The 24309-nt window shown below is 68.6% G+C and carries 22 protein-coding genes and 1 pseudogene; 10 read left to right on the forward strand and 13 right to left on the reverse strand.

Annotated features, from left to right (window positions below):
* Positions 1-94 precede the first annotated feature (94 nt).
* Positions 95-1831, forward strand: coding sequence for a methyl-accepting chemotaxis protein (locus tag BA022_RS13460; protein ID WP_088887797.1), 1737 nt, complete (start codon positions 95-97; stop codon positions 1829-1831).
* A gap of 35 nt (positions 1832-1866) precedes the next feature.
* A complete protein-coding gene (locus BA022_RS13465) occupies positions 1867-3642 on the forward strand; it encodes a methyl-accepting chemotaxis protein (RefSeq protein ID WP_088887798.1) in 1776 nt (591 codons plus the stop codon).
* Positions 3643-3693: 51 nt separating this feature from the next.
* Here the strand turns inward: BA022_RS13465 and gph are convergent, their stop codons facing one another.
* Positions 3694-4419 carry a phosphoglycolate phosphatase gene (gph, locus tag BA022_RS13470; RefSeq protein ID WP_088887799.1) on the reverse strand — a complete coding sequence of 242 codons (726 nt, stop codon included), beginning with the start codon at positions 4417-4419 and terminating at the stop codon, positions 3694-3696.
* A 166-nt stretch (positions 4420-4585) separates the two neighbouring features.
* Here gph and BA022_RS13475 point away from each other — a divergent pair, with 166 nt between their 5' ends.
* Positions 4586-4951 carry a hypothetical protein gene (locus tag BA022_RS13475; RefSeq protein ID WP_011803825.1) on the forward strand — a complete coding sequence of 122 codons (366 nt, stop codon included), beginning with the start codon at positions 4586-4588 and terminating at the stop codon, positions 4949-4951.
* 40 nt (positions 4952-4991) lie between these two features.
* Here BA022_RS13475 and rpe read toward each other — a convergent pair whose 3' ends face one another.
* Positions 4992-5672 carry a ribulose-phosphate 3-epimerase gene (rpe, locus tag BA022_RS13480; RefSeq protein ID WP_011803824.1) on the reverse strand — a complete coding sequence of 227 codons (681 nt, stop codon included), beginning with the start codon at positions 5670-5672 and terminating at the stop codon, positions 4992-4994.
* A 121-nt stretch (positions 5673-5793) separates the two neighbouring features.
* On the opposite strand from rpe, the gene apaG reads away from it, so the two are divergent.
* The 7 genes from apaG to BA022_RS13515 all read left to right on the forward strand — a co-directional run bounded on the left by apaG (position 5794) and on the right by BA022_RS13515 (position 12870).
* On the forward strand, positions 5794-6201 hold the full coding sequence (apaG, locus tag BA022_RS13485; protein WP_047349333.1) for a Co2+/Mg2+ efflux protein ApaG: 408 nt from the start codon (positions 5794-5796) through the stop codon (positions 6199-6201).
* Positions 6198-8180 (forward strand): site-specific recombinase, encoded by a 1983-nt coding sequence (locus tag BA022_RS13490; RefSeq protein WP_088887800.1) that lies wholly within the window; start codon positions 6198-6200, stop codon positions 8178-8180. Before apaG ends, BA022_RS13490 begins: the two co-directional genes overlap by 4 nt.
* 181 nt (positions 8181-8361) lie before the next feature.
* Positions 8362-9627: a cation:proton antiporter gene (locus BA022_RS13495; RefSeq protein ID WP_011803821.1), complete on the forward strand. Its 1266-nt coding sequence runs from the start codon at positions 8362-8364 to the stop codon at positions 9625-9627.
* Positions 9617-10741, forward strand: coding sequence for a YbdK family carboxylate-amine ligase (locus BA022_RS13500; protein WP_012655413.1), 1125 nt, complete (start codon positions 9617-9619; stop codon positions 10739-10741). The genes BA022_RS13495 and BA022_RS13500 overlap by 11 nt, the downstream gene beginning before the upstream one ends.
* A 15-nt stretch (positions 10742-10756) precedes the next feature.
* Complete coding sequence (gene thiL, locus BA022_RS13505) at positions 10757-11731, forward strand: thiamine-phosphate kinase (protein WP_088887801.1); 975 nt, start codon at positions 10757-10759, stop codon at positions 11729-11731.
* 63 nt (positions 11732-11794) lie between these two features.
* Positions 11795-12325 carry a phosphatidylglycerophosphatase A family protein gene (locus BA022_RS13510; RefSeq protein ID WP_047349336.1) on the forward strand — a complete coding sequence of 177 codons (531 nt, stop codon included), beginning with the start codon at positions 11795-11797 and terminating at the stop codon, positions 12323-12325.
* 5 nt (positions 12326-12330) lie between these two features.
* Positions 12331-12870: a CinA family protein gene (locus tag BA022_RS13515; RefSeq protein WP_088887802.1), complete on the forward strand. Its 540-nt coding sequence runs from the start codon at positions 12331-12333 to the stop codon at positions 12868-12870.
* A gap of 230 nt (positions 12871-13100) precedes the next feature.
* Here the strand turns inward: BA022_RS13515 and BA022_RS13520 are convergent, their stop codons facing one another.
* The 11 genes and pseudogenes from BA022_RS13520 to argS all read right to left on the reverse strand — a co-directional run bounded on the left by BA022_RS13520 (position 13101) and on the right by argS (position 24230).
* A complete protein-coding gene (locus BA022_RS13520; RefSeq protein ID WP_088887803.1) occupies positions 13101-13928 on the reverse strand; it encodes a YecA/YgfB family protein in 828 nt (275 codons plus the stop codon).
* A 482-nt stretch (positions 13929-14410) separates the two neighbouring features.
* On the reverse strand, positions 14411-15712 hold the full coding sequence (locus BA022_RS13525; protein WP_088887804.1) for a UDP-N-acetylglucosamine 1-carboxyvinyltransferase: 1302 nt from the start codon (positions 15710-15712) through the stop codon (positions 14411-14413).
* The gene (locus tag BA022_RS13530) at positions 15700-16185 is read right to left on the reverse strand and encodes a putative toxin-antitoxin system toxin component, PIN family (protein WP_088887805.1); all 486 of its coding nucleotides are present in this window, start codon (positions 16183-16185) and stop codon (positions 15700-15702) included. Before BA022_RS13530 ends, BA022_RS13525 begins: the two co-directional genes overlap by 13 nt.
* A pseudogene (locus BA022_RS13535) lies at positions 16175-17496 on the reverse strand (THUMP domain-containing class I SAM-dependent RNA methyltransferase). The gene BA022_RS13530 and the pseudogene BA022_RS13535 overlap by 11 nt, the downstream one beginning before the upstream one ends.
* Entirely contained in the window at positions 17493-17936 is a 444-nt protein-coding gene (locus BA022_RS13540) for an acyl-CoA thioesterase (protein ID WP_012655408.1), read from the reverse strand. Before BA022_RS13540 ends, BA022_RS13535 begins: the two are co-directional and overlap by 4 nt.
* Before the next feature lie 3 nt (positions 17937-17939).
* Positions 17940-19517 carry an RNA polymerase factor sigma-54 gene (locus BA022_RS13545; protein WP_088887806.1) on the reverse strand — a complete coding sequence of 526 codons (1578 nt, stop codon included), beginning with the start codon at positions 19515-19517 and terminating at the stop codon, positions 17940-17942.
* A gap of 52 nt (positions 19518-19569) precedes the next feature.
* Complete coding sequence (gene lptB / locus BA022_RS13550) at positions 19570-20322, reverse strand: LPS export ABC transporter ATP-binding protein (protein WP_088888621.1); 753 nt, start codon at positions 20320-20322, stop codon at positions 19570-19572.
* Between the two features lie 23 nt (positions 20323-20345).
* Positions 20346-21005: a lipopolysaccharide transport periplasmic protein LptA gene (gene lptA / locus BA022_RS13555; RefSeq protein WP_088887807.1), complete on the reverse strand. Its 660-nt coding sequence runs from the start codon at positions 21003-21005 to the stop codon at positions 20346-20348.
* A 173-nt stretch (positions 21006-21178) separates the two neighbouring features.
* Positions 21179-21829, reverse strand: a complete 651-nt coding sequence (locus BA022_RS13560; RefSeq protein ID WP_088887808.1) for a thiol:disulfide interchange protein DsbA/DsbL — start codon at positions 21827-21829, stop codon at positions 21179-21181.
* Between the two features lie 58 nt (positions 21830-21887).
* Positions 21888-22514, reverse strand: coding sequence for an SPOR domain-containing protein (locus tag BA022_RS13565; RefSeq protein ID WP_047349343.1), 627 nt, complete (start codon positions 22512-22514; stop codon positions 21888-21890).
* A 12-nt stretch (positions 22515-22526) separates the two neighbouring features.
* Entirely contained in the window at positions 22527-24230 is a 1704-nt protein-coding gene (gene argS / locus BA022_RS13570) for an arginine--tRNA ligase (RefSeq protein ID WP_088887809.1), read from the reverse strand.
* Positions 24231-24309: the final 79 nt, after the last annotated feature.

The raw sequence follows: 24309 nt of genomic DNA on the forward strand, positions 1-24309 counted from the left end.
GCAGAGAAAGCATGCCATTGCCCCCTTGATGGCATTTTCAGCCATCTCCCCTTGGCGATACACTTTATTGCAATTGCGCAGCAAGGGGGCCTCTATGCATCTCAGCAACCTCAAGGTCGGCACGCGCCTGGCCTTGTCCTTCGGCTTGGTTCTGCTCATCACCGTGGTCATCGCGGCGGTAGGCATATGGCGTTTGCAGGAGTTGGCAAGCGTCACCCATCAGCTCACCAGCACGGACAACGAACGGCTGCGCGCCGCCAGCACATGGCGGCAGGCGATTGACCTGAACTGGGTGCGCACGCGCGCCGCCATCCTGGATGCGGACACCTCCCATCTCTCGAGCTGGCAAAGCGAGATTGCCAAGACCTCCGAAGAAGCATCCAAGGCGCAGGAGGTGGTGGAGCGGCTGGTGACCACCGACGAAGGGCGCCGCTTGCTCGCCGACATCGCAAAGACGCGCGAAGCCTATCGCGGCCCGCGGGCTGAATTGCTCAAGCGCAAGGCTGCCGGCGAGAGTGTGGGTGAGTTGCTCGACAGCCAACTCAAGCCGTTGGCCGACGCTTACCTACAGTCCATCGTCGCCATGGAACAGCGCCAGCGCGCGCTGTACGAAAGCACCCGCGACAACGCTGCCAAGCAGGCCACGCTCAGTCGCGCCATCCTGATGGTCGTGACCGCAGTGGCGCTGCTGGTGGGCGCGGGCGCCGCCATCTTGTTGAGCCGATCCGTGACCGGGCCCCTGCAGTTGGCCGTGCGCGGCGCAGGCTTGATCGCCGAAGGCGACCTCACCCAGTCCATCCAGGCCCACGGCCGCGACGAAGCCGCGGCGCTGCTGAAGGCACTGGGCCACATGCAGGGCAACCTCGCTCGCGTAGTGGCCGGCGTGCGCGCCAATGCGGAGAGCGTCGCGTCGGCCAGCGCGGAGATCTCGCAGGGCAACCACGACCTGTCCGGCCGCACCGAGAGCCAGGCCAGCGCCCTGGAAGAAACGGCTGCCTCCATGGAGCAGTTGGGCGCCACCGTGCGCCAGAACGCCGACAACGCCCGCCAGGCCAACCAGCTCGCCATGAATGCCAGCACCGTCGCCGTGCAGGGCGGCGAGGTGGTCTCCGAGGTGGTGGACACCATGCGCGGCATCAATGAGTCCAGCCGCAAGATCGCCGACATCATCGGGGTGATCGATGGCATCGCCTTCCAGACCAACATCCTGGCGCTGAATGCCGCCGTGGAGGCCGCGCGTGCCGGTGAGCAAGGCCGCGGGTTTGCCGTGGTGGCCGGCGAGGTGCGCGCGCTGGCGCAGCGCTCGGCCGAGGCCGCCAAGGAGATCAAGCAACTCATCACCGCCAGCGTGGAGCGCGTGGAGCAGGGCTCGCAGCTGGTGGACAAGGCCGGTGCCACCATGACCGAGGTGGTCACCGCCATTCGCCGCGTGACCGACATCATGGGAGAGATCAGCGCCGCCAGCAGCGAACAAAGCTCGGGCGTGGCCCAGGTGGGCGAGGCCATCACCCAGATGGACCAGGCTACGCAGCAGAACGCCGCGCTGGTCGAGGAGATGGCCGCCGCCGCCAGCAGCCTCAGCGGCCAGGCCCGCGAGCTCGTCGAGGCCGTCGCCGTGTTCAAGCTGGCGAGCCATGGCCACGCACTCGCAACGCCCGCCGCCATCAGGACGCCCCAGCCATCCGCACCCGCCGTGACGCGGGCCGCGCCCCCCGCACGCCCGGCGTCCGCGCCTGTACAACCGGCGGCACGCCAGGCCCGCCCCGTCTCCGCCTCGCCAAAGGCTGCGCCGGCACCTTCCGCCGACGACGGCGCCTGGGAAAGTTTCTAAACCGCCTGCAGCCGCCAGCGGCGGGGAATACCACCATGCAAATGTTCTACCGATTGCCCGTTTCCCGCCGCCTCGGCGGCTTGGTGGCCCTGGCCATCCTGGCCATGCTGGCGCTGGTTGCCAGCATCATGTGGACCGAACGCTCCCTGATCATGGGTGAGCGCCAGGCCAGCGTGCGCCAGACCGTGGAGGCGGCACATGGAATCGTCGTGCACTTCCACGCGCAGGCCAGCAAGGGCACGATCACCGAGGAAGAGGCCAAGCAGCGCGCAATGGATGCGCTGCGGCCGCTGCGCTACAGCGGATCGGAGTATTTCTGGATCAACGACATGCACCCGCGCATGGTCATGCATCCCATCCGCCCCGAGCTGCAGGGGCAGGACCTCAGCAGCAACAAGGACCCCACGGGCAAGCATCTGTTCGTGGAGTTCGTCAACACCGTGAAAAGGAGCGGCGCAGGCTTCGTGAGCTACATGTGGCCCAAGCCGGGCAGCGACCAGCCCGTGGAGAAAGCCTCGTACGTGATGGGTTTCGAGCCCTGGGGCTGGGTGATCGGCTCCGGCGTGTACGTCGACAACGTGCAGGCCACGTTCGTGAGCCGGCTGACCCGCTCGGGCGCGGTGACTGCCGTGCTCGCGCTGCTGCTGCTGGCCATTGGCTGGCTGGTGGCGCGCAGCATCCTGCGCCAGCTGGGCGCCGAGCCCAGCCAGCTCAACGCCATCACCCATGAGATGGCGCAAGGCAACCTGGCCGTCGAAATACCGCCCGCCCGCGACAGCAACAGCGTCATCCACGGCATCCAGACCATGCGCGACAACGTGGCCGAGATCGTGCAGGGCGTGCGCCGAAGCTCCGAGCACGTGGCCACGGCCAGCGCGGAGATCTCGCAGGGCAACCACGATCTTTCCGGCCGCACCGAGAGCCAGGCCAGCGCCCTGGAAGAAACGGCCGCCTCCATGGAGCAACTGGGCGCCACCGTGCGCCAGAACGCCGACAACGCCCGCCAGGCCAACCAACTCGCCATGAATGCCAGCACCGTCGCCGTGCAGGGCGGCGAGGTGGTCTCCGAGGTGGTGGACACCATGCGCGGCATCAATGAGTCCAGCCGCAAGATCGCCGACATCATCGGGGTGATCGATGGCATTGCCTTCCAGACCAACATCCTGGCGCTGAATGCCGCCGTGGAGGCCGCGCGTGCCGGTGAGCAAGGCCGCGGGTTTGCCGTGGTGGCCGGCGAGGTGCGCGCGCTGGCGCAGCGCTCGGCCGAGGCCGCCAAGGAGATCAAGCAGCTCATCACCGCCAGCGTGGAGCGCGTGGAGCAGGGCTCGCAGCTGGTGGACAAGGCCGGTGCCACCATGACCGAGGTGGTCACCGCCATTCGCCGCGTGACCGACATCATGGGGGAGATCAGCGCCGCCAGCAGCGAACAAAGCTCGGGCGTGGCCCAGGTGGGCGAGGCCATCACCCAGATGGACCAGGCCACGCAGCAGAACGCCGCGCTGGTCGAGGAGATGGCCGCCGCCGCCAGCAGCCTCAGCGGCCAGGCCCGCGAGCTCGTCGAGGCCGTCGCCGTGTTCAAGCTGGCGCAGAAGGCCTCCGCCCTGCCACGCATGGCGCCCGTGCATGCCCCGGCCGTGCCGGCTCCCGTACCCGCCACCTCCGCGACACCCGCCGCCCCTGCCCGGCCCGCCACGCCGCCGGCGTCCACCCGGGCGCCGGCCGCTGCCTTGGCACGTCCGGCAGCAGCGCGCCCTCAACCCGCGCAGGCGGCCCGCACGGCTGCCGATAACGACGAGTGGGAGAGCTTCTGAGGACCCGGGTGCCCCGCGCGGCGCCCATGGCGCGCATGCGGCCGGAGGAATTCAGCTAGCGATCAGCTCGGTGAGCGCATCCACGTAGCCGTCCGCGTCCACGCCGCGCACGGGCTGGCCGTGGTTGTAGCCGTACGTCACCAGCACCACGGGGCAGCCCGCCGCACGCGCGGCCTGGGCATCGTTGCTGGAGTCGCCGATCATCAGCGTGCGCGCCGGCGAGGTTCCCACCGCCTCGCAGGCCTTGAGCAGTGGCAGCGGGTCGGGCTTCTTGCGCGCGAACGCATCGCCGCCGAACACGTGGGTGAAGAAGCCGTCCAGCCCTTTGGCGCGCAGCAGAGGCCGGGCGAAGTCGGTGGGCTTGTTGGTCAGGCACACCAGCGGCCGACCGGTGCGGTGCAGCGCCGCAAGCCCTTCGGCCACGCCGGCGTACAGCGCCGCATACTGGCCGTTGATGGCCAGGTAATGGTGCTGGTAGCGCTCCCACGCCTGGGGATACAAGGCCTCGGCCTTTGCTTCCAATTGCATAGCTGTCAGCGCTTGCTGGTCGGGCGCTAGAACGTGCTTTAGCACTGAACGCAGGAGGTGCTCCGACCCCTTGCCGACCATGCGCTCGATCGCCCCCGGCGCGATGGCGGGCAGCTGCAGGTCGCGCAGCATGCGATTGAGCGCCTCGGCAAAATCGCCCAACGTATCCACCATGGTGCCGTCGAGGTCCACGATCGCGGCGTCGGTGCGCGCGAGCAGCGCGGCGAGGTCTTGTTGCACCCGTTCCATCCCTTGTCCTTGTCAGTCATGCATTGAGCGCGGGCAGTGTATGCGCTGTCCGACCCGTCCGACACACCGCGGCGCCGCATGCGGACAGACGCCTTCCCGGTGGCGCCTTACGCTGGACAGCCATTGTTGGAACCGTCAAAACCATCGCCCTTCAGGAGGTCATCCCATGGCATTGCATCGATTCACCGCCCTGCTTCCCGCCGCATTGCTGCTGTGCGCCGGCGCGGCGCAGGCTGCCAACGAAGTGCGCAGCCAGTACAGCAGCGACCGTGCCGCCTGCGCGTCCGTGCCCGCGGAAAGCCGCGCCGCCTGCGTACGCGAGGCAGGGGCGGCCGCCCAGGCCGCGCGCACGGGCCAGCTGTCCAGCAGCGACACCAGCATCTATGAGCGCAACGCGCTGGCCCGCTGCGAGGCCTTCAAGACTCCACAGGACCGGTCCGATTGCGAGGCGCGCGTGCGCAGCAGCGCCACGGTGTCGGGCTCGGTGGAAGGCGGTGGCGTGCTGCGCGAAGCCACCACGCCGGTGCAATAGGCTTTTTCAGCGGATTGCGATCAAGCCGCGCGGCGGCGCCTCACGCCAGTTCGGCGCGCATGGCGTCGATCACCGCCTTGTAGTCGCTCTTGCCGAAGATGGCGCTGCCTGCAACGAACGTGTCCGCGCCCGCATCCGCCACCCGGCGGATGTTGTCGGCCTTGATGCCACCGTCCACCTCCAGGCGGATGTCCTTGCCCGAGGCCTCGATGCGCCTGCGGGCCGCCTCGATCTTGCGCAGCGTGCTGTCGATGAAGCTCTGTCCGCCAAAGCCGGGGTTCACGCTCATCAACAGGATCAGGTCGATGTCCTCGATCACCCAGTCCAGCACGTCAAGCGGCATGGCGGGGTTGAAGGTCAGGCCTGCCTTGCAGCCCTGCGCGCGGATGTTCTGAATGCTGCGGTGTACGTGCGCCGAGGCATCGGGGTGGAAGCTGATGAGGTCCGCCCCCGCCTTGGCAAACGCCGTGGCCAGTTCGTCCACGGGCTGCACCATCAGGTGCACGTCGATCGGTACGGCGTGCCCTGCGGGCGTCACGGCATGGGGCTTGAGGGCCTGGCACACCATGGGGCCGAAGGTGAGGTTGGGCACATAGTGGTTGTCCATCACGTCAAAGTGGATCCAGTCGGCGCCGGCGGCGATGACGTTGCGCACTTCCTCACCCAGGCGGGCAAAGTCGGCGGACAGGATAGAAGGGGCGATGCGGTAGGTGCGGCTCATGGCCGCGATTGTCGCAGTTGACGCCGCCGCGGCGCGACGTTCGCATGCCGGGCACAGCCGGAGCGGGGCCTTAGCAGGCCTTGTGCGACGCGGGCCGCACCATCGCCGCTACCATTGCACGATGCCGAAATACCAGTTCCAGGTGGAGGTGCAGCCGCAGTACCTTCCCGACCAGTCCGCGCCCGACGAAGGCGTATACAGCTTTGCCTACACCATCACGATCACCAACACGGGCGACGTGACCGCGCAGCTGATTTCACGCCACTGGATCATCTCCGATGCCAATGGCCACACCGAGCAGGTCAAGGGCCTGGGCGTGGTGGGCCAACAACCGCTGCTCAAGCCCGGCGAGGCATTTCAGTACACCAGCGGCTGCCGCCTGCGCACCGCCAGCGGCAGCATGCACGGCAGCTATTTCTGCGTGGCCGAGGACGGTGAGCCGTTCACCTGTCCGATCGAGCTGTTCGTGCTGGAGGCCTTCTCGCCCGGCCAACCGGGCCAGCCCATGGCGGCAAGGGTGCTGCATTGAGCCGCAGCGGCCCTGACCTGGCGCAGCTGCTCGCCGGGATCGACCCTACCGCACCGCTGGCACAGCGGCACCTGCAACTCATCGCCGTGCTGGATTGGGTGCGCGGCGACGGCCAGTCCACGGACGGCGCCGCAGGCCGCGTGGCCCTGCTGGTCGACGCGGCGGAACGCTCGCCCGACATCCAGGTGCGGCTGCAGGCCTGGTGGGCAGCGCTCACGCAGCAGGTGGACATCACCACGCTGCTGGCGGACTTCGGCTTTGCCCAGCGCACCTCCATGGCCAGCGAGCTGGCCGAGCGCGTGCGCTACAAACTGCTGCCCTCCAGCCCCGAAACGCTGGATGCGTCGGAGTTGTTCATGCTGGCGCTGCCTGGCGATTTCGACGCGCGCTGGCTGGCGTCGCTGGACGAAACCCTGCTGGGCCGCCTGCTGGCCGTGCTGGTGCCGGCCTGCGAGCAGGGCGGCGCCAGCCATTGGCAGCGCGCGCTGCTGGACGCCATCACCTACTGCGCCGGGCAGATCCTGTCCACCGGCTTTGCGCCCGAGCTGCGTCTGCGCATGAGCGAGGAGGCGCGCGAGGCCCAGCCCTTTCATGCGCTGATCCGCGACGTGGAGAGCCTGCGCGTGGAGGTGGAGCACCCGCTGCGCACCGGCGATCGCCTGCAGGAAGCCGTGCAGCGCCTGCGCGAGCGCCTGGACGCCTGCCGCGCCGCCACCAACACGGTGTATGCGCACTTCGAGGACAACGGCATCTCCGTGGGCCTGGTGTTTCGCCTGCGCCAGCTGCGCGAGCGGATCCTGCGCGTGCGCGAGCTGCTGGAATGCCTGCTGTCGCCCCGCCCCGCCGTGGCGGCGGCCAAGTTCCTTGCGCGCCTGGTGACCGTAGGGCGCGAGCGGCGCAGCCTGCGTGCGCTGGTGGCGTCCAACTCGTCCATGCTGGCGGCCAAGGTCGCCGAGCGCAGTGCCGAGACAGGCGCGCACTACATCACCCGCACGGCGGGCGAATACCTGGCCATGGTGCGCAAGGCGGCGGGTGGCGGGCTGGTGATGGCCTTCACCACGCTGGCCAAGTTCGGGCTGTACGCGCTGGCGCTGTCCGCGTTCTGGGGCGGCTTCATGGCGGGCGTGAACTACGCCGTCAGCTTCGTGCTGATCCAGCTGCTGCACTTCACCGTGGCCACCAAGCAGCCCGCCATGACGGCACCCGCCATGGCCGCCAAGCTCAAGGACCTGGACGAGGCGCAGGGGCTGGAGTCCTTCGTGGACGAGGTCGCGCATCTCGTGCGCTCGCAGGTGGCCGCCGTGCTGGGCAACGTGCTGCTGGTGTTCCCCGCGGCGCTCGCCCTGGCGCTGCTCATCGCGCAGATGCTCGGGCAGCCGGCCATCGGCACGGCCCAGGCGGAACACGTGCTGCAGTCGCTGCACCTGCTGGGCCCTTCGCTGCTGTTCGCGGCCTTCACCGGCGTGCTGCTGTTCGCGTCCAGCATTTTCGCGGGCTGGGTGGAGAACTGGTTCGTATTGCGCCGGCTGGACTCGGCCATCCAGTACAACCCGCGCATCACGGACATGCTGGGTGCTGCACGCGCCGCCCGCTGGGCGCGCTTCCTGCGGGGCAACATCTCGGGCTTTGCGGCCAACATTTCCCTCGGCTTCATGCTGGGGCTGACGCCGGCCTTTGCCGCGTTCTTCGGGCTGGGCCTGGATGTGCGCCACGTTACGCTGTCCACCGGGCAGATCGGCGTGGCCAGCGCCACATTAGGCATGGACGTGCTGCACCAGCCGGCTTTCTGGTGGGCCGTGGCCATGGTGCCCTTCAACGGTGCGCTCAACGTCCTCGTCAGCTTCTACCTGGCGTTCCGCCTGGCATTGCGTGCGCACAACGTGGGCAGCGTGGACCGCGCGCGCATCTACCGCGCGCTGCTGGCGCGCTGGCGCAGCGCGCCGCTGGGCTTTTTCCTGCCCCCGCGCCGCACCGTCTGATAAGGTGCGCCCACCGCAGGCTGCGCGCCGTCCTACAGAAGCAACGCGACCGCTGCAGATACATTCAGTTAACAGCCTGGGAACGTAGTCACGTTCCACGCAGCCGCAGCGCGCGCCCTTGGGGCAGGCTGCGCCCGGGCATCCAGCGGGCCTGCCCGCACGAGACAGAGGATCTACAACAATGAATGAGCTGATGAGCTTTTGGGCGCAGTGGCTGCGCCCATCGGCGGGGTTGCCCACGGTGCAGTGGTCGCTGCTGCTGGCCGTGGCCTCCATCACGGGCTATCTGGTGCAACGCTACAGCGGCCTGCCCAAGGTCGTGGGTTACACGCTCGTGGGCACCATCGTGGGCCTGCTGGGCTTTGGCGGCGCCGTGTGGCCGCTGCAGGGCATTGGCCTGTTCCTGGTGGAGCTGGGCGTGGCCGTGGTGCTGTTCGAGGCGGGCGGTCGCATTCCGCTGCGCTGGTTCCGCCATAACCCCATGGTGCTGGTGCAGAGCATCGCGGAGTCCGCCTTCACCTATTTCGCGGTGTACTGGACGATGCTGTGGTTCGACGTACCCGAGCGCGCCGCCGGCCCGCTGGCCCTGGTCGCAATGGCGGCATCACCGGCGGTTCTGACGCGCGTGGTGTCCGACACGCGCGCCGCCGGCCCCGTGACCGACCGTGCCGTGGTGCTCGCAACGCTGTCGTCCCTGTATGCGCTGGCGCTGGGCAGCGCGCAGGCCGAGCTCATCAACCGCCCCGGCGTGGGCCTGGTGGGCACGCTGTATCCCGCGCTGGTGGTGCTGGGCGTTTCTGTGGCCGTGGGTGCACTGCTGTCGCTCATCCTGCGCCTGGCGTTGCGCGTGATGAGCCCGACGAGCGAGAACACCTCCATGCTGCTGATGGCCCTGATCGCCGCCAGCACCGCCGTCACCGCGCACATGGGCGGCTCGGCCCCGCTGGCCGCGCTGCTGGGCGGCATGCTGCTCAAGCAGCTGCACCCGCGCCCCTGGGCCTGGCCGCGGCAGATGGGCACCGCCTCTTCGCTGCTGACGATGCTGATGTTCGTGCTCGTCTCCACCGTCGCCGCGCAGGCCGACTGGAGCGGCCCGGTGGTCGGCGCCGTGCTGGCGCTGATCTTCGTGCGCCTGCTGGCCAAGGCGCTGGGCGTGGGCGTGGGCAACGTGGGCAGTGGCGCCAGCTGGCGCCAGGCCCTGTGGCTGAGCTGCGCCATGGCGCCGATGTCGGCCATCGCATTGCTGGTGGCCTCGCAGTTCGTGGTGGCCTCGGCCTCCACGGGCCACCTGATCGCGCGCATCGCCCTGCCGGCCATCCTGGTGATGGAAGTGCTGGGCGCAGTGATCGCCACCGTGGCCATCTACCGCGCGGGCGAAAGCTCCAAACCCTGGGCGCCCCTGAGCAGCCGCGGCAGCAACACCGGAGACACCCAACGTGAGTCTTGAAGCCTTCCACCATTCCGAGCCCCTGACGCTGGGCGTCGAGCTGGAACTGCAGCTCGTGAGCACCAACGACTACGACCTCGCGCCCTACGCCGAGGACATGCTGCGCCTCATGAAGAAGGTACCGCTGCCCGGCAGCGTGGTGCCCGAGATGACCAACAGCATGATCGAGATCTCTACCGGCGTGTGCCACAGCAGCTCCGAGGTGCTGGGCCAACTCACGCAGATCCGCGACGCGCTGGTCAAGAGCGCGGACAAGCTCAACATCGCCGTCGTCGGCGGCGGCACGCACCCCTTCCAGCAATGGCACGAGCGGCGCATCTACGACAAGCCGCGCTTTCAGGAGCTGTCGCAACTGTACGGCTACCTGTCCAAGCAGTTCACCATCTTCGGACAGCACGTGCACATCGGCTGCCCCGACGCCGACTCCGCCCTGCTCATGCTGCACCGCATGAGCCGCTACATCCCGCACTTCATCGCGCTGTCGGCCTCCAGCCCGTACGTGCAGGCGCAGGACACGCAGTTCGACTCCGCGCGCCTCAACTCGGTGTTCGCGTTCCCGCTGTCGGGCCGCGCGCCCTGCGTACTCACCTGGAGCGAGTTCGAGCAGTACTTCAACAAAATGACGCGCACCGGCGTGGTCAAGAGCATGAAGGACTTTTACTGGGACATCCGCCCCAAGCCCGAGTACGGCACCATCGAGATCCGCGTGTTCGACACGCCGCTCACCATCGAGCGCGCCGCGGCCCTGGCCGGCTACGTGCAGTCGCTGGCCGCGTGGTTCCTGGCGGAGCAGCCCTTCACCCCCACCGAGGACGACTACCTCGTCTACACCTACAACCGCTTCCAGGCCTGCCGCTTCGGACTGGACGCGGTGTACGTGGACCCCGCCAGCGGCGACCACATGCCGCTGCGCGACCACATCCTGCAGACGCTGGACCACGTGGCGCGCTACGCCGGCACGCATGGCGCATCGGGCGCGCTGCACATGCTGCGCGGTGAGACCGCGCTGGGCCAGAACGACGCCCGCTGGCTGCGCGAGCGCCAGCGCGAAGAGCAGTTGCTGGCCGAGGTCAGCCGCCAGGCCGCGCTGCGCTTTCGCGGGCACGACATCTGAACGCGGCAGCCGCCCATGGGTGAGTTCGACCTGATTGCGCGCTATTTCACGCGCCCGGTGCGCCGTGCGGCGCTGGGCGTGGGCGACGACTGCGCGCTGCTGTCGGTCACGCCCGGCATGCAGCTGGCCGTGTCCAGCGACATGCTGGTCGAGGGCCGCCATTTCTTTGCCGACGTGGACCCCGCGCACCTGGGCCACAAGGCGCTGGCGGTGAACCTGTCGGACCTGGCCGCCTGCGGCGCCAGGCCGCTGGCCTTCACGCTGGCGCTGGCGTTGCCGCGCGTGGATGCGCCCTGGCTGCAGGCGTTTGCGGACGGCCTGCTGCGGCTGGCCGACGCGCACCAGTGCGAACTGGTCGGTGGCGACACCACGCAGGGGCCGCTGAACCTCTGCGTCACCGTGTTCGGCGAAGTGCCCACGGGCCAGGCCCTGCTGCGCAGCGGTGCGCGGGTGGGCGACGACATCTACGTGAGCGGCACGCCCGGCGAGGCGCGCCTGGCGTTGGATGCGCTGCGCGGCCGCCTGGCGCTGCCGCCCGCCGCCCTGCAGCAGTTGCGCCCACGGCTGGAGCAGCCCACACCGCGCGTGGCGCTGGGTCTGGCGCTGCGCGGCGTGGCCAGCAGCGCCATCGACGTGAGCGATGGCCTGCTGGGCGACCTGGGTCACATCCTGAAGGCCTCGGGCGTGGGCGCCTGCGTGGACGCCACCGTCGCTACCAATTTACTAGCTGCTAGCGCCCAGCAGGCGGGCGCTACAGCCGATCTTGACGCACAAACGCTGATGCAATGCACGCTGGCCGGCGGCGACGACTACGAACTGGCCTTCACCGCCCCTCCCGCACAACAGGCCGCCGTGCAGGCCGCCGCGCAGGCCAGCGGTACGCGCGCCACGCGCATCGGCCGCGTCGAGCCCGCGCCCGGCCTGCGTGTGGTGGACGGCCAGGGGCAGCCCGTGGCGCAACACTTCGCCTCGTTCGACCACTTCGCCTGACCGCTCCCGCTACCGGGCCGGCGCCGCTGGTAGCATCGGCCGGCCCTTGCATCCTTGCCGCCCATGCCCGATACGCCGCCCCCCACCCCGCTGCCGCCCCACGCCCTGCGCCGCTTTCTGTTCGTGCACCCCGCGCACTGCATCGCGCTGGGCTTTGGCAGCGGACTGTCGCGTGTGGCACCGGGCACGGTGGGCACGCTGTGGGGGTGGCTGGCGTTCCTGGTGCTGCAACTGTGGCTCACGCCGCGCGGCATGGGGCTGCTGATCGCGCTGTCGCTGCTGTTGGGCTGGTGGGCCTGCACCGTCACCGCACGCCACATGCGCGTGGCAGACCCCGGCCACATCGTGTGGGATGAGATCGTCGCGATCTGGATCGTGCTGTGGCTGGCCATGCCCATGGGCTTCTGGGGCCAGCTCGCCGCCTTTGCGCTGTTCCGTTATTTCGATGCCGCCAAACCCGGCCCCGTGGCCTGGGCCGACCGGTTGTTCAAGGGCTTCGGCTGGCGCGGCGGCCTGGGGATCATGCTGGACGACCTGGTGGCCGGGTTCTGCACGCTGCTGGTGATCGCGCTGTGGCGCCACTGGTTCGGGTGAATGCCATGGAACTATCAAAAATAGAGCTGCCAGCGCTTGATGGACAAGCGCTGGAGGCCAATTTGATTCATATCTCCACGGCCCTGCTCGCACGCGGCTGGATGCTGGCCACGGCCGAGAGCTGCACCGGCGGCCTGATCGCCGCGGCCTGCACCGACCTGTCGGGGTCGAGCCAATGGTTCGAGCGCGGCTTCGTCAGCTATTCCAACGCCGCCAAGACCGCGCTGCTGGGCGTGCCCGCCGATCTCATCACGGCCCACGGCGCCGTGAGCGAGCCCGTGGCCCGCGCCATGGCCGAGGGCGCCGTGCGCCACAGCGCCGCGCAGGTCAGCGTGGCCGTGACGGGCGTGGCCGGCCCCACGGGCGGCAGCCCGGACAAGCCGGTGGGCACGGTATGGTTCGGCTGGTGCGTGGCGGGCGCCACCCATTCGGAGCTGCGGCGCTTTGGCGGAGACCGCGCCGCCGTGCGCGCCGCCACGGTGCGCCACGCGCTGGGGCGGCTGGCGCAGTTGCTGGCCCAGTTGCCCGCCCCTTCGCGCTCCTGACGGTCCCACTGGGCCTGGCGGCGCCGTAGCACCTGGGCAGGCCCAGAGCGCAATACCGGGCCACCGGCTGCGTGCCGCCCACTCAATGCCGGCGAGTCGAACCGGGCCGCGTCAGGCCGGGCCGCGTCAGGCCGGGCCGCGTCAGGCCGGGCCGCGCCAGGCCGGGCCGCGCCAGGCCAGCTACACCAGGCAAGGCCGCGCCAGGCGAGCCACACCTGGCCACAGCCGCGTCAAGCCGCGCCGCAGCACTTCTTGTACTTCTTGCCGCTGCCGCAGGGGCAGGGGTCGTTGCGGCCGGGCTGCTCGCCCTTGACGATGGTTTCCTGGCGCGGACCCAGGCTGCGCCAGAGCTGGCGCAGGTCGTACACGCCCCAGATGGCCTCGCCAAAGACCTCCAGCCGCTCCTGGCTGGTGCTGGGCGGGCCGTCCTCGGCGTACATGCAGATCTCGGGCTTGCCGGTGTCGTCCTCGGTGAGGGCGACGATGGATTCGAGCGCACCGTCCAGCCACTGGGCGGCTTCCTTGTCGCGCGGGGTGGCCCAGTCCTCGGGCCAGTTCTCCACGGCGAACATGAAGCCCAGCGCCCACACCTGGCCGAAGGAAGGAATCTCCTGCCCCGCCATCTCGGCGCGCTCCTCCTCGGGCAGGCTGGCGATGGCGCCGCGCATGTCGATCACCTCGGGCTGGAAGGCGTTGTCGGCGTCCAGCGATTCGGCCTGCTCGTCCAGTTGCGCCTGCACTTCGGCGCGGCGCAGCTCCCACAAGGCAAGGAAGCGCTCCTGCTGCGCCAGGTCCTTGAACGTGGGCACCAGCGGCAGGGGCTCTCCTTCGGCCACGTCCAGCTCCAGGCCGTCGCCCAGCAGCATGGGCAGCCATTCCGCCGCGGGCACGGGGCGGCGCGTGCAGACCAGCGCCGTCAGGAAGCCGTCGCAGAACTCCCACTGCGGCACATCTTCCTCACGCGTGCGCAGGTCGTCCAGCAGGCTGTCGAGTTCGTCCAGTTCGTCCGGTCCGAGGGCGGGGGCGGCGGATGCGGGGGTGTCGGAGGTGGCGTTCATGCGGAATCGGGCGGGGCTTGGGCCCGCGGGCTAAGGAGGGGGAGAAACAGGGCCCCAGGAGGCCTGAGGCGCGCAGTGTAACGCCGCTGGCTGCGCATAAGCTATTGTATTAATAGCTACTCGCGCTTATCACACAAGCGCTAGAGCTTGATTTGGCCTTAAAAACAGAAACGCCCCATGCCAGGGCAATGGGGCGCAACGGTCGGTAACAAAGGGCCGTCTGGGCGGCCCACCCAGCCTTATTGGCTGGCGATCTCCAGATGGGCCTCGCGGGCTTCTTGGATGAACTCGAGGATCAGACGGACGGCTTCGCGCATGGTGTGGTTTCCTGACTGAGATGCTCATCCGGTGCGGAACGGCGCGCATCTCATACGCCGACCAACACCGGGTTAACCACTAAGTGTTAACCCTTAGGCGTAAGTATAAACCACAATCCACTTTTGTGCTGCAGCGCAGCGAAGGCTGGGGCGATCAGGGCGCGGCTACTCCTCTGCCGTCCACTCCACCCGGGCCCCCAGGCTGCGCAGGTTCTCCACAAAGTGCGGGTGCGCGCGGCGGATGGGCGTGGCGTTGCGGATCTCCGAGCGCCCCGGGATACTGGCCGCGACCATGAACAGCGCGATCGCCACGCGGATGATGTAGGGGCTCTCCACCACCGCAGGCGCCAGCGGCCCGCCACCGAAGGTGACGATGCGGTGCGGGTCGGACTGGTACACATGCGCGCCAAACTTGGACAGCTCGCCCGTCCAGCCTAAAGCGCCGTCGTACACCTTGTTCCAGAACATGGCGTTGCCCTGCGCGCGCACGCCCAGCGCGATGAAGATCGGCAGCAGATCCACCGGGAAATAGGGCCAGGGCGCGGCCTCCACCTTGGTCAGCACGTTGGGGGTGAAGGGCGTCTGCACCGTGAGCGGCCCGTCCACGAAGGCGCGCGACCAGCCGTCCCGGTGCTCCACGCGCACGCCAAACTTGGCAAACGTGCGGTCGATCAGCGGGAAGTTCTCCGGTGCGCTGTTCTTCACCACCACGTCGCCGCCGGTGATGGCCCCCAGCGCCAGGAAGGTGGTGATCTCGTGAAAGTCCTCGGCAAAGCGGAATTCACCGCCCCCCAGCTCGCCGCCGCCATGCACCGTAAGCCGCGAGGTGCCCACGCCCTCGATCTGCGCGCCCAGCATTTGCATGAAGCGGCAGAACTCCTGCACGTGCGGCTCGGACGCCGCGTTGGTCAGCGTGGAGGTGCCCTGCGCGGCGACGGCGCACAGCACGAAGTTCTCGGTGGTGGTCACCGAGGCATAGTCCAGCCAGTGGTGCACCGGCGTGAGCATGCCCACGCGGCGCACCAGCAGCGAGCCCTCGGCCCGCTCCACCTGGCCGCCGAAGCTGCGAAAGACCTCCACATGCGGGTCGATCTCGCGCACGCCCAGGGTGCAGCCCTTCACGTTGTCCTCCAGCCGCGCCACGCCGAAGCGCGCCAGCAGCGGCGGCACCAGCATGATGGACGAGCGCATCTCCTCGGGCAGGCGGTGTGTGGCGGCGTCGAAGTGCGTGGCCTGGTGGTGCAGTTCCAGCGTGGCGCTGGCATGGTCCCAGCGCACCTCGCTGCCCAGGGTGCGGAAGATCTCCAGGATCTTGCGCACGTCGGTGATGTCGGGCACGCCCACCAGGCGCAGCGGCGCGCGCGTGAGCAGCGTGGCGCACAGCACGGGCAGCACCGCGTTCTTGTTGGCCGAGGGGGTGACGCGGCCACGCAGCGGCGTGCCGCCATGCACGATCAGGTTGGACATGGTTCGCAAACCTCTTCAAAAACAATAGCTGCCACCGCATGCGTGTCCTGCGTCAACAGCCGTTTTCGCATGCAAAGCACAGCCTTGTCCTTGGACACAATGATGGCGCGGTGCGCGACCGCCAGGTCGATGAACTTCTGGTCGTCCGCGTCCTTACAGGCCCAGGGCGCGCGCGGCGCCACCTCGACCAGGCGCACGCCCGCGTCGAACGCCGTCAGTACGTCATCCGCGCCCACGCCGTAATACGCCATGCGCGGCTGCAGGTGGGTGTACTGCAGCACGCGCTCCAGCTCGTCCCGCATGTGCTGCGTGGCGATCCAGTCCAGGCGCTGGGCCTGCAGCAGCGCACGCACGGTGGCCACGGCCGCGTCGGCGAAGATGAACAGGTCGAGCACGATGTTGGTGTCCAACACCACGGCACGCGCGCTCTCGCCCGCCTGCGCCACGGCGGACAGGCGCAGCTCAGGACGCATCCGAGGCTCCGCCGGCCGGCGCACCCGGCGCACCGTTGGCCGCGCCGCCCTCCCCGCGTGGCCGGCGCGCGGCCGATCCCGCACGGCGCCCGCCACGAGGTCGAAGCGGAACAGGCGGCATTCGATGGGGCCGTTCCACAGCGGCACGCGGCGCGACTCCTTCAGGCGCATCTTGCCGGGCAGCTTGAGGTCGGGCGTGAGCATCCAGGCCTGCCAGCCGGCGTAGTGCTTCTTCCAGTGCGCGGCCAACTGCGCGAAGAAGTCCACGCCGTCTTCGGTCTGCGCCGTCTCGCGGCCCATGCGCTCGACCGTGGACATGCGCTCACGCGCATTGCGCCCCGCCGTGCCGGCCGCGGCGATGCGCTCGCCATACGGCGGATTCAGCAGCATCACCCCGGGTTGTTCACTGGGCGGCATGCGCTGCAGCGCATCGCCGCCGCGCAGCTGCACCGCGTCGGCCACGCCGGCGCGCACGGCATTGCGCTGGGCAAAGTCCACCATGCGGTGCGACACGTCGCTGCCAAAAATCGGCACCGAGGCCGTGGTAACGGCGCTGGCAGCTTCATCCTTGATCGCAGACCAGACATGGGCCTGGTGCGGCAAAAGCTTCTCGAAGGCAAAGCGCCGCTGCAGGCCCGGCGCGATGCGGCAGGCGATCTGCGCGGCCTCGATGACCACGGTGCCGCTGCCGCAGCAGGGGTCGTACAGCGGCAGCGGCTGCTCGCCATGCGGGTCCCAGCCGGTGGCGGCGATCATGGCTGCGGCCAGCGTTTCCTTGAGCGGCGCGTCGCCCTTGTCCTCGCGCCAGCCGCGTTTGAACAGCGGCTCGCCCGAGGTGTCGATGTAGATCTGGGCGCGGTCGCTGGTCAGGTGCAGGTGCACGCGCACGTCGGGCCACTGCGTCTGCACGTCGGGACGCACGCCGGCCTTGGCGCGGAAGCGGTCGGCCACGGCATCCTTCACGCGCAGCGCAGCGAAGTTCAGGCTCTTGAGCGGGCTGTGCTGGGCCGTCACCTCCACCTTGAAGCTCTGGCGCGGGGTGAACCAGATCTCCCAGGCCACGTCGGCCGCGGCGGCATAGATGTCGTCCTCGTTGCGGTAGGGCCGCTCGGCCAGCTGCACCAGCACGCGTTGCGCCAGGCGGCTGTGCAGGTTCAGGCGCAGCGCGTCGCGCCAGGAGGCGCGCAGCAGCACGCCCGCGCGGCCCACGAGCAGGTCCTGCCCGGCCAGCCCCGTGAGGCTGTGCACCTCGTCGGCCAGATAGCCCTCCACGCCAGCGGCGCAGGGCAAAAAGAGTTGAAGCTGGTTCATTGCGGCTGTGCTGCGCGCTGCAGCAATGGCTGGAGCACGGATTCAGGAATGGGTGCGGGCTTGCGGGCCGCCCGGTCGATGAAGACGATGCCGGTCTTGCCGCGCGCGATCTCGCGCCCCTGGCTCTTCTCGGTCAACCGGAAGACGAGGTCGAAGCCGTAGCGGTTGAAGTCCTGCGGCGTCATCTCCACGCGCAGCGTCTCGCCGTGGAACGCCTCGGACTTGTACTGCGCCACGATGTCGCCCACCACGGTGGACAGGCCCGCCACGTCGGCCTCGGGGTAACCCAGCGACTTGAAGAAACGCACGCGCGCCTCGGACACGAGGCTGAGCAACTGCGCGTTGTCCAGGTGTCCGCCCTGGTTGACATGGCTGATGTAGATCTGCAGCTCGGTACTGAAGCCGAAATGCGGGGGAAGGTCGAAGACGACGCGTGCCATGGTTCAAAGTGCCTTGCGGAGGTTGGCCGGGGCGATCTTGAGCGCCTCACGGTATTTGGCCACGGTGCGGCGCGCACATTCAATGCCCTGCTCCTTGAGCATCTCGGCGATCTGGCTGTCCGACAGCGGCTTGTGCGGGTTCTCGGCCGCGATGAACTGCTTGATGAGCGCGCGCACGGCCGTGCTGGAGGCGTTGCCGCCGGTTTCGGTGCCCAGCCCCGAGCCGAAGAAATACTTGAGTTCGTAGGTGCCTTGCGGCGTAGCCATGTACTTGGCGGTGGTCACGCGGCTGATGGTGGACTCGTGCAGGCCCAGTTCATCGGCAATGTCGCGCAGCACCAGCGGGCGCATGGCCAGTTCGCCATGCACGAAGAAGTTCTTCTGCCGCTCCACGATGGCGCGCGACACGCGCAGGATGGTGTCAAAACGCTGCTGGATGTTCTTGATGAACCAGCGCGCCTCCTGCAGCCGTGCCTGCAGCGCCTGGTGGCCTTCGCCACGGCCGCCGCGCAACGCACCGGCGTAGATGTCGTGCACGCGCAGACGCGGCATCACGTCCGGGTTGAGCTGCACGCTGAAGTTCTGCTGTCCGCCGCGGCCGGTTTTCTTGACGATCACGTCGGGCACGATGATGTTGCGGTCCACGTCGGCAAAGCGCCTGCCCGGGCGTGGCTCCAGCCGCGCGATCAAGACCATCGCGGCACGCGTGCGCTCTTCGCTGGTGCCGCAGGCCTGCGCCAGGCGGCGCACGTCGCGCTTGGCCAGCAGGTCCAGCGGCTGGCCGCAGATGGCCAGCGCGGCCTGGATCACGTCGGGGTCGCCCTCTTCGTCCTGGTCCATCGCACGCAGCTGCAGCGTGAGGCATTCGGCCAGGCCGCGCGCGCCCACGCCCGCGGGCTCCAGGCTTTGCAGCAGGCGCAGCGCCACGGTGAAACGGTGCACCAGTTCATCGAGTTGCTCGGGTTCTTCGGTGCCCGCCAGGCTGGCGGCCAGGTCCTGCAGCGACTCGTCCAGGTAGCCGTCGTCGTTCAGCGATTCGATGAGAAAGCGCAGCGCGGCCATGTCCAGCTCGGACAGGCGCAGCGCCAGCGCCTGGCGGTGCAGGAAGGCCGTGAGCGACTCCTGGCTGCGGGCCAGCTCGGTGGCGTCCACCTCGTCGTCGCTCCCCGCGCCGGCACCGTTGCGCGCCGGGGCGTCGCCGCCCCACTCGCTGTCGTCGGGCGCCAGGTCTACCGAGCCGTCGCCTTCCCAGTCCGCGGGTTCGGCCGTGGATTCGGCGGTGGAGGTTTCTGCATCATTTTGGCTTGTAGCGCTTTCCTGTCCTGCGCTGACAGCTCCTGAATAAATAGCATCCTCGGCTTCGCGGTCTTGCTCGCTCACCGGTGCATCGGCCTGGGCCAGGCCGAACTCCTCGCGCGGGGCCTCTTCCAGCGTGCGCTCCAGGAAGGGGTTCTCGTCGAGCATTTGCTCGACCTCCTGGGCCAGCTCCAGCGTGGACAGCTGCAGCAGGCGGATCGACTGCTGCAGCTGCGGTGTGAGCGCCAGGTGCTGCGAGACGCGCAGCGACAGGCCGGGCTTCATGGCCTGCAACCCACTGTCTGGTCCTGCATCGCGCCGTGGTCGCCCATCACTCTCACATGCGGAAGTGCTCGCCCAGGTACACCCGGCGCACTTCCGCGTTGTCGACGATGTCCGACGGCGTACCCTGAGCCAGCACTTGGCCGTCGCTGATGATGAAGGCGTGGTCGCAGATGCCCAGCGTCTCACGCACGTTGTGGTCGGTGATCAGCACGCCAATGCCGCGCGCCTTGAGAAAGCCAATGATGCGCTGGATCTCGATCACGGCGATCGGGTCGATGCCGGCAAAGGGCTCATCCAGCAGGATGAAGCGCGGCTGCGTGGCCAGCGCGCGCGCGATCTCCACGCGCCGGCGCTCGCCGCCCGACAGCGCCAGTGCAGGCGACTTGCGCAGGTGGTCCACGCGCAGCTCCTGCAGCAGCGCGGTCAGGCGCCGCTCCACCTCGGCGCGCGGCAGGGTGCGGCCGGCCTCGTCGGTCTGCAGCTCCAGCACCGCGCGCACGTTGTCTTCGACATTGAGCTTGCGAAAGATCGAGGCTTCCTGCGGCAGGTACGACAGGCCCAGCCGCGAGCGCCGGTGGATGGGCATGTCCGTCACGTCCTGCCCGTCGATGCTGATGCGGCCGCCGTCGCTGCGCACCAGGCCGACGATCATGTAGAACGATGTGGTCTTGCCGGCGCCGTTGGGGCCCAATAGGCCCACCACCTCTCCCTTTTGCACGACCACGGACACGTCCTTGACCACCTTGCGGCTGCCGTAGGACTTCTCCAGGTGCAGCGCCTCCAGGCGGCTGACGCCTTCGCTCATGCGCGCATCGTCCAAGGCCGCGCTCACTTCGCGCCGTCCAGGCTGGGGCTGGTACGCAGCGCGGGCGGCTCGGTGCGCACGGGCGGCGTGGCGCTGGTGCCCGAGGCAGGCTCCTTGGGCGCGAGCACCGCCCGCACCCGGCCGCCCGGCGTGCCAGCAGTGGCGCCGGCGGGCGCAGTCTTTTGCCCGTCCACGGTGAACACGTCCGTGAGGTTGTTGTAGACGATGAGGGCGCCGGCCAGCTCGTCGGTCAGTGTGGCCTCGCGGTAGCGGCGCAGCTCGGCGCGGCGGATGAGCTTCACCACGTCGGCGCGGCCGTCGTATTCGATGACCTCGCCCTCGCCCTCGACGAACTCGTCGGGCGCGCCCGGCGCGGTGTCGCGCTTTTGCCGGAAAAAAGCGCGCTTGCCCGGCTCGGCCGTCACCACACCGTACTGGAAGCCGTCGGGGTCCTGGCGCACCTCCAGCTGCGCGCCGCGCAGCACGATGGTGCCCTTGGTCATGACGACACGGCCGGTGAAAACGCTGGTCTGCTTGAGCTCATCGTGGCGCAGGGCATCGGCCTCGATGTTCATGGGCTTGTTGCGGTCGGCTTTTTCGGCGTGCACCAGCGGCGATGCGGCCAGCGCCAGGGCCAGCGCTGCGGCGCGGGACAGGAGGAGGAAGGGCAATCGGGTTCTCATAGAGGGCACGAATCTTGCGGTCATTGTACTGACGCAAGCGCGCCGCCGCCGCAGTGGATCGCATCAACCCGTACAGGCCTGCCACCGGCTGTCATGCCGCCGCGCCAACCGGTGCGCAGGCATGAAAAAAGCGCGCCCGTAGGCGCGCTTGTCGCTGGTGGCGGCGGGGCGCTTCAGCCCTTGCGCGCTACGCCAACCAGGTGCTCCACCACCTGCAGCACGCTTTGCATGTTGCCCGCCATGGTGCCGTCGGTGTAGTAGCGGCCGGCCACTCCCATGGAGGGAACGCCTTCGACCTGGTAGCCATCCTGCAGCTGCGACGCCTTGCGCACTTGGTTGGATACGGTGAAGGAGTTGTAGACCTCCTTGAACTTCGCCACGTCCACGCCCTGCTTGCCGATCCAGTCGAAGATCAGCTCGTCCTTGTTCAGCGGCAGGCGTTCCACGTGCACCGCGCGGAACACCTTCGCATGCAGCTCGGGCAGCTTGCCCATGCCTTCCAGCGCGTAGTAGAGCTTTTGCTGCGGCACGAAGCTCGCATTGAACGCCACGGGCACGCGGCGGATATGCAGGTCCTTGGGCGCCGACTTGATCCAGGCCTCCAGCGAAGGCTCGAACGTGTTGCAGTGCGGGCAGCTGTACCAGAAGAACTCGATGACCTCGATCTTCCCGGCAGGTGCCTCGGTTGCGACGGGCTTGCCCAGCTTGACGTAGTCATTGCCTTCCTTGAACTGGCGGCCTTGCGCCAGTGCGGGCGCCGCCAGCGGCAGGCTCAGGGCGGTGGCCGCGGAGGCGACGGTCAGAGAAAACTCACGGCGTTTCATAGGTTGGGATCACTCCTGGACAGTATGGAGGGTTGTGAGCGCCAGCGCGGGCAAAAGTTCAGCGCTGCACCCGGACCAGCGCGGACTCCACCCCCGCGCCATCGAGTTTTTCCTTCAGCGACTCGGCGTCGTCACGCTTGCCGAACGGGCCCACGCGCACGCGGAACACCGTGCGGCCGTTCTGCTCACGCTCGCTGACGCGCGCCTCCCAGCCCAGCATGGCCAGCTTGGCGCGCTGCGCATCGGCATCCTGCTGGGTGCGGAACGCACCCGCCTGCACGAAGTATTCGAAAGGATCGGCACTGGTCGCGGGAGCGGGCGCCGCGTTGGCCTTGGCGCGGGCCAAGTCGCCCAGCGGGTCAGCCGACGTCGGTGCAGCGCCGGGCCGGCTGGCCGCCGCCCGCGGACCCGACGCAGGCTGGGCTGCGGCGGTCGCGGTGTCGGACGCGGGAGCGGCAGCCGGCGCAGCGGGGCGCACAGGGTTCTTGCCGTACAACGGCGCGTTGGGGTCCCAGTTCTTGTTCTTCGTGGCCTCGTCCTGCTCGGACGCACGCGGCGTGCTCTTGTTCAGGAAGGGCACGGGCACCTTGGTCACATACACGGCCACGGCCAGCGCGGCTCCCAGGCCCACGATCACCCCGAGGATGAAGCCCACGATGGTGCCGCCGCGTTGCTGTTTCTTCATATCAGTGGTCACTTACATTCTGGCTGGCGCAGACACGCCCAGCACCGCCAATCCATTGTGCAATACCTGCGCTGTGGCCGCGACGAGCGCCAGCCGCGCCTGCTTGACAGCCTCGTCGTCCACCAGAATGCGTTCGGCGTCGTAATAGCTGTGGTAAGCGGCGGCCAGGTCGCGCAGGTAGAAGGTCACGTCGTGCGGCGCATTGCCGGCCGCGGCCGCGGTGAGCATCTCGGGATACTTGGCGAGCAGCAGCATCAGCGCCTGGGCCTGCGGGCCTTCCAGCGGCGACAGGTCCACATCGCGCAGCGCGGCCACATCGTAGTCCTCGCGCCAGCCGCGCAGCACCGAGCAGATGCGCGCATGGGCGTACTGCACGTAATACACGGGGTTGTCGTTGTTCTGCGCCACGGCCAGGTCGACGTCGAAGGTGTATTCGGTGTCGGGCTTGCGCGACAGCAGGAAGAAACGCACCGCGTCCTTGCTGGTCCACTCGATCAGGTCGCGCAGCGTCACGTAGCTGCCGGCGCGCTTGCTGATCTTGACCTCCTCGCCATTGCGCACCACGCGCACCATGGTGTGCAGCACGTAGTCGGGGTAGCCCTGGGGGATGCCCACGTCCGCCGCCTGCAGGCCGGCACGCACGCGCGCGATGGTGCCGTGGTGGTCCGTGCCCTGAATGTTCACCACCTTGGTGAAGCCGCGCTGGAACTTCTGGATGTGGTAGGCCACGTCAGGCACGAAGTAGGTGTACGTGCCGTCCTGCTTGCGCATGACGCGGTCCTTGTCGTCCCCGTAGTCGGTGGACTTGAGCCACAGAGCGCCGTCCTGCTCGTAGGTCTTGCCGTTGGCGACGAGGCGCTGCACGGTAGCGTCCACATGGCCGTTGGCGTAGAGGCTGGACTCCAGGTAGTACTGGTCGAATTGGAGGTTGAAGGCCTGCAGATCCTTGTCCTGCTCATTGCGCAGGTAGGCCACGGCGAACTGGCGGATGTTCTCGTAATCCTCGACATCGCCATTGGCCGTGAACGCGCGGTCATCGGCCTGGACGGTGGACTTGGCGAGGAAGGCGTCGGCGATGTCCTGGATGTAGTCGCCGTTGTAGAAATTCTTGGCGAGCGGGTTGTCCGCGTCGGTGGGCCAGCAGTCATCCCCCGGTTTGAAGCCCTTGGCGCGCAGTTGCGTGCTCTTGGTGAGGGTGTCGATCTGCACGCCCGCGTCGTTGTAATAGAACTCGCGGTGCACGCTCCAGCCCTGGGTGGCGTACAGATGGCTGATGGCGTCGCCGATGGCGGCCTGGCGGCCGTGACCGACGTGCAGCGGGCCGGTGGGGTTGGCGGAGACGAACTCCACCAGGACTTTCTCGCCGCGCGCCGGCTGGTAACCATATTGCGCGCCTTGCGCCAGCACCTCGTGCACCACCTGCTGCTTGGCGGCGGGCTTGAGGCGGATGTTCAGAAAACCGGGGCCGGCGATCTCGATGGCCTGCACCCATCTTTGGAACGCGGGCGTGGCCTCCAGCGCGGCCTGTAGCTGTTCGCCCAGTGCGCGGGGATTTTGCTTGAGGGGCTTGGCCAGCTGCATGGCGGCCGTGCACGCGAGGTCGCCATGGGCAGCGACCTTGGGAGATTCGAAGGCCGCGCGGCTGCCTGCGCCGGGCGACACCTTTTCCAGCTCGTCGGCCAGCGCCGCGAGCAATTCCTGTTTGACGGAGAGCATGGGGGCGGATTCTACGGGCCGACCCGTCATCCATTCGTGACCGCCCGGCGTTATGCTGGGTGGCCCGTGGGGCACTGCG

The organism is Diaphorobacter nitroreducens, assembly GCF_002214645.1.
Classification (GTDB): domain Bacteria; phylum Pseudomonadota; class Gammaproteobacteria; order Burkholderiales; family Burkholderiaceae_C; genus Diaphorobacter; species Diaphorobacter nitroreducens.

Coding starts and splice junctions, on each gene's coding strand:
- BA022_RS13460 (WP_088887797.1), top strand. CDS start 95: ATGCATCTCAGCAACCTCAAGGTCGGCACGCGCCTGGCCTTGTCCTTC.
- BA022_RS13465 (WP_088887798.1), top strand. CDS start 1,867: ATGCAAATGTTCTACCGATTGCCCGTTTCCCGCCGCCTCGGCGGCTTG.
- gph (WP_088887799.1), bottom strand. CDS start 4,419: ATGGAACGGGTGCAACAAGACCTCGCCGCGCTGCTCGCGCGCACCGAC.
- BA022_RS13475 (WP_011803825.1), top strand. CDS start 4,586: ATGGCATTGCATCGATTCACCGCCCTGCTTCCCGCCGCATTGCTGCTG.
- rpe (WP_011803824.1), bottom strand. CDS start 5,672: ATGAGCCGCACCTACCGCATCGCCCCTTCTATCCTGTCCGCCGACTTT.
- apaG (WP_047349333.1), top strand. CDS start 5,794: ATGCCGAAATACCAGTTCCAGGTGGAGGTGCAGCCGCAGTACCTTCCC.
- BA022_RS13495 (WP_011803821.1), top strand. CDS start 8,362: ATGAATGAGCTGATGAGCTTTTGGGCGCAGTGGCTGCGCCCATCGGCG.
- thiL (WP_088887801.1), top strand. CDS start 10,757: ATGGGTGAGTTCGACCTGATTGCGCGCTATTTCACGCGCCCGGTGCGC.
- BA022_RS13510 (WP_047349336.1), top strand. CDS start 11,795: ATGCCCGATACGCCGCCCCCCACCCCGCTGCCGCCCCACGCCCTGCGC.
- BA022_RS13515 (WP_088887802.1), top strand. CDS start 12,331: ATGGAACTATCAAAAATAGAGCTGCCAGCGCTTGATGGACAAGCGCTG.
- BA022_RS13520 (WP_088887803.1), bottom strand. CDS start 13,928: ATGAACGCCACCTCCGACACCCCCGCATCCGCCGCCCCCGCCCTCGGA.
- BA022_RS13525 (WP_088887804.1), bottom strand. CDS start 15,712: ATGTCCAACCTGATCGTGCATGGCGGCACGCCGCTGCGTGGCCGCGTC.
- BA022_RS13530 (WP_088887805.1), bottom strand. CDS start 16,185: ATGCGTCCTGAGCTGCGCCTGTCCGCCGTGGCGCAGGCGGGCGAGAGC.
- BA022_RS13540 (WP_012655408.1), bottom strand. CDS start 17,936: ATGGCACGCGTCGTCTTCGACCTTCCCCCGCATTTCGGCTTCAGTACC.
- BA022_RS13545 (WP_088887806.1), bottom strand. CDS start 19,517: ATGAAGCCCGGCCTGTCGCTGCGCGTCTCGCAGCACCTGGCGCTCACA.
- lptB (WP_088888621.1), bottom strand. CDS start 20,322: ATGAGCGAAGGCGTCAGCCGCCTGGAGGCGCTGCACCTGGAGAAGTCC.
- lptA (WP_088887807.1), bottom strand. CDS start 21,005: ATGAGAACCCGATTGCCCTTCCTCCTCCTGTCCCGCGCCGCAGCGCTG.
- BA022_RS13560 (WP_088887808.1), bottom strand. CDS start 21,829: ATGAAACGCCGTGAGTTTTCTCTGACCGTCGCCTCCGCGGCCACCGCC.
- BA022_RS13565 (WP_047349343.1), bottom strand. CDS start 22,514: ATGAAGAAACAGCAACGCGGCGGCACCATCGTGGGCTTCATCCTCGGG.
- argS (WP_088887809.1), bottom strand. CDS start 24,230: ATGCTCTCCGTCAAACAGGAATTGCTCGCGGCGCTGGCCGACGAGCTG.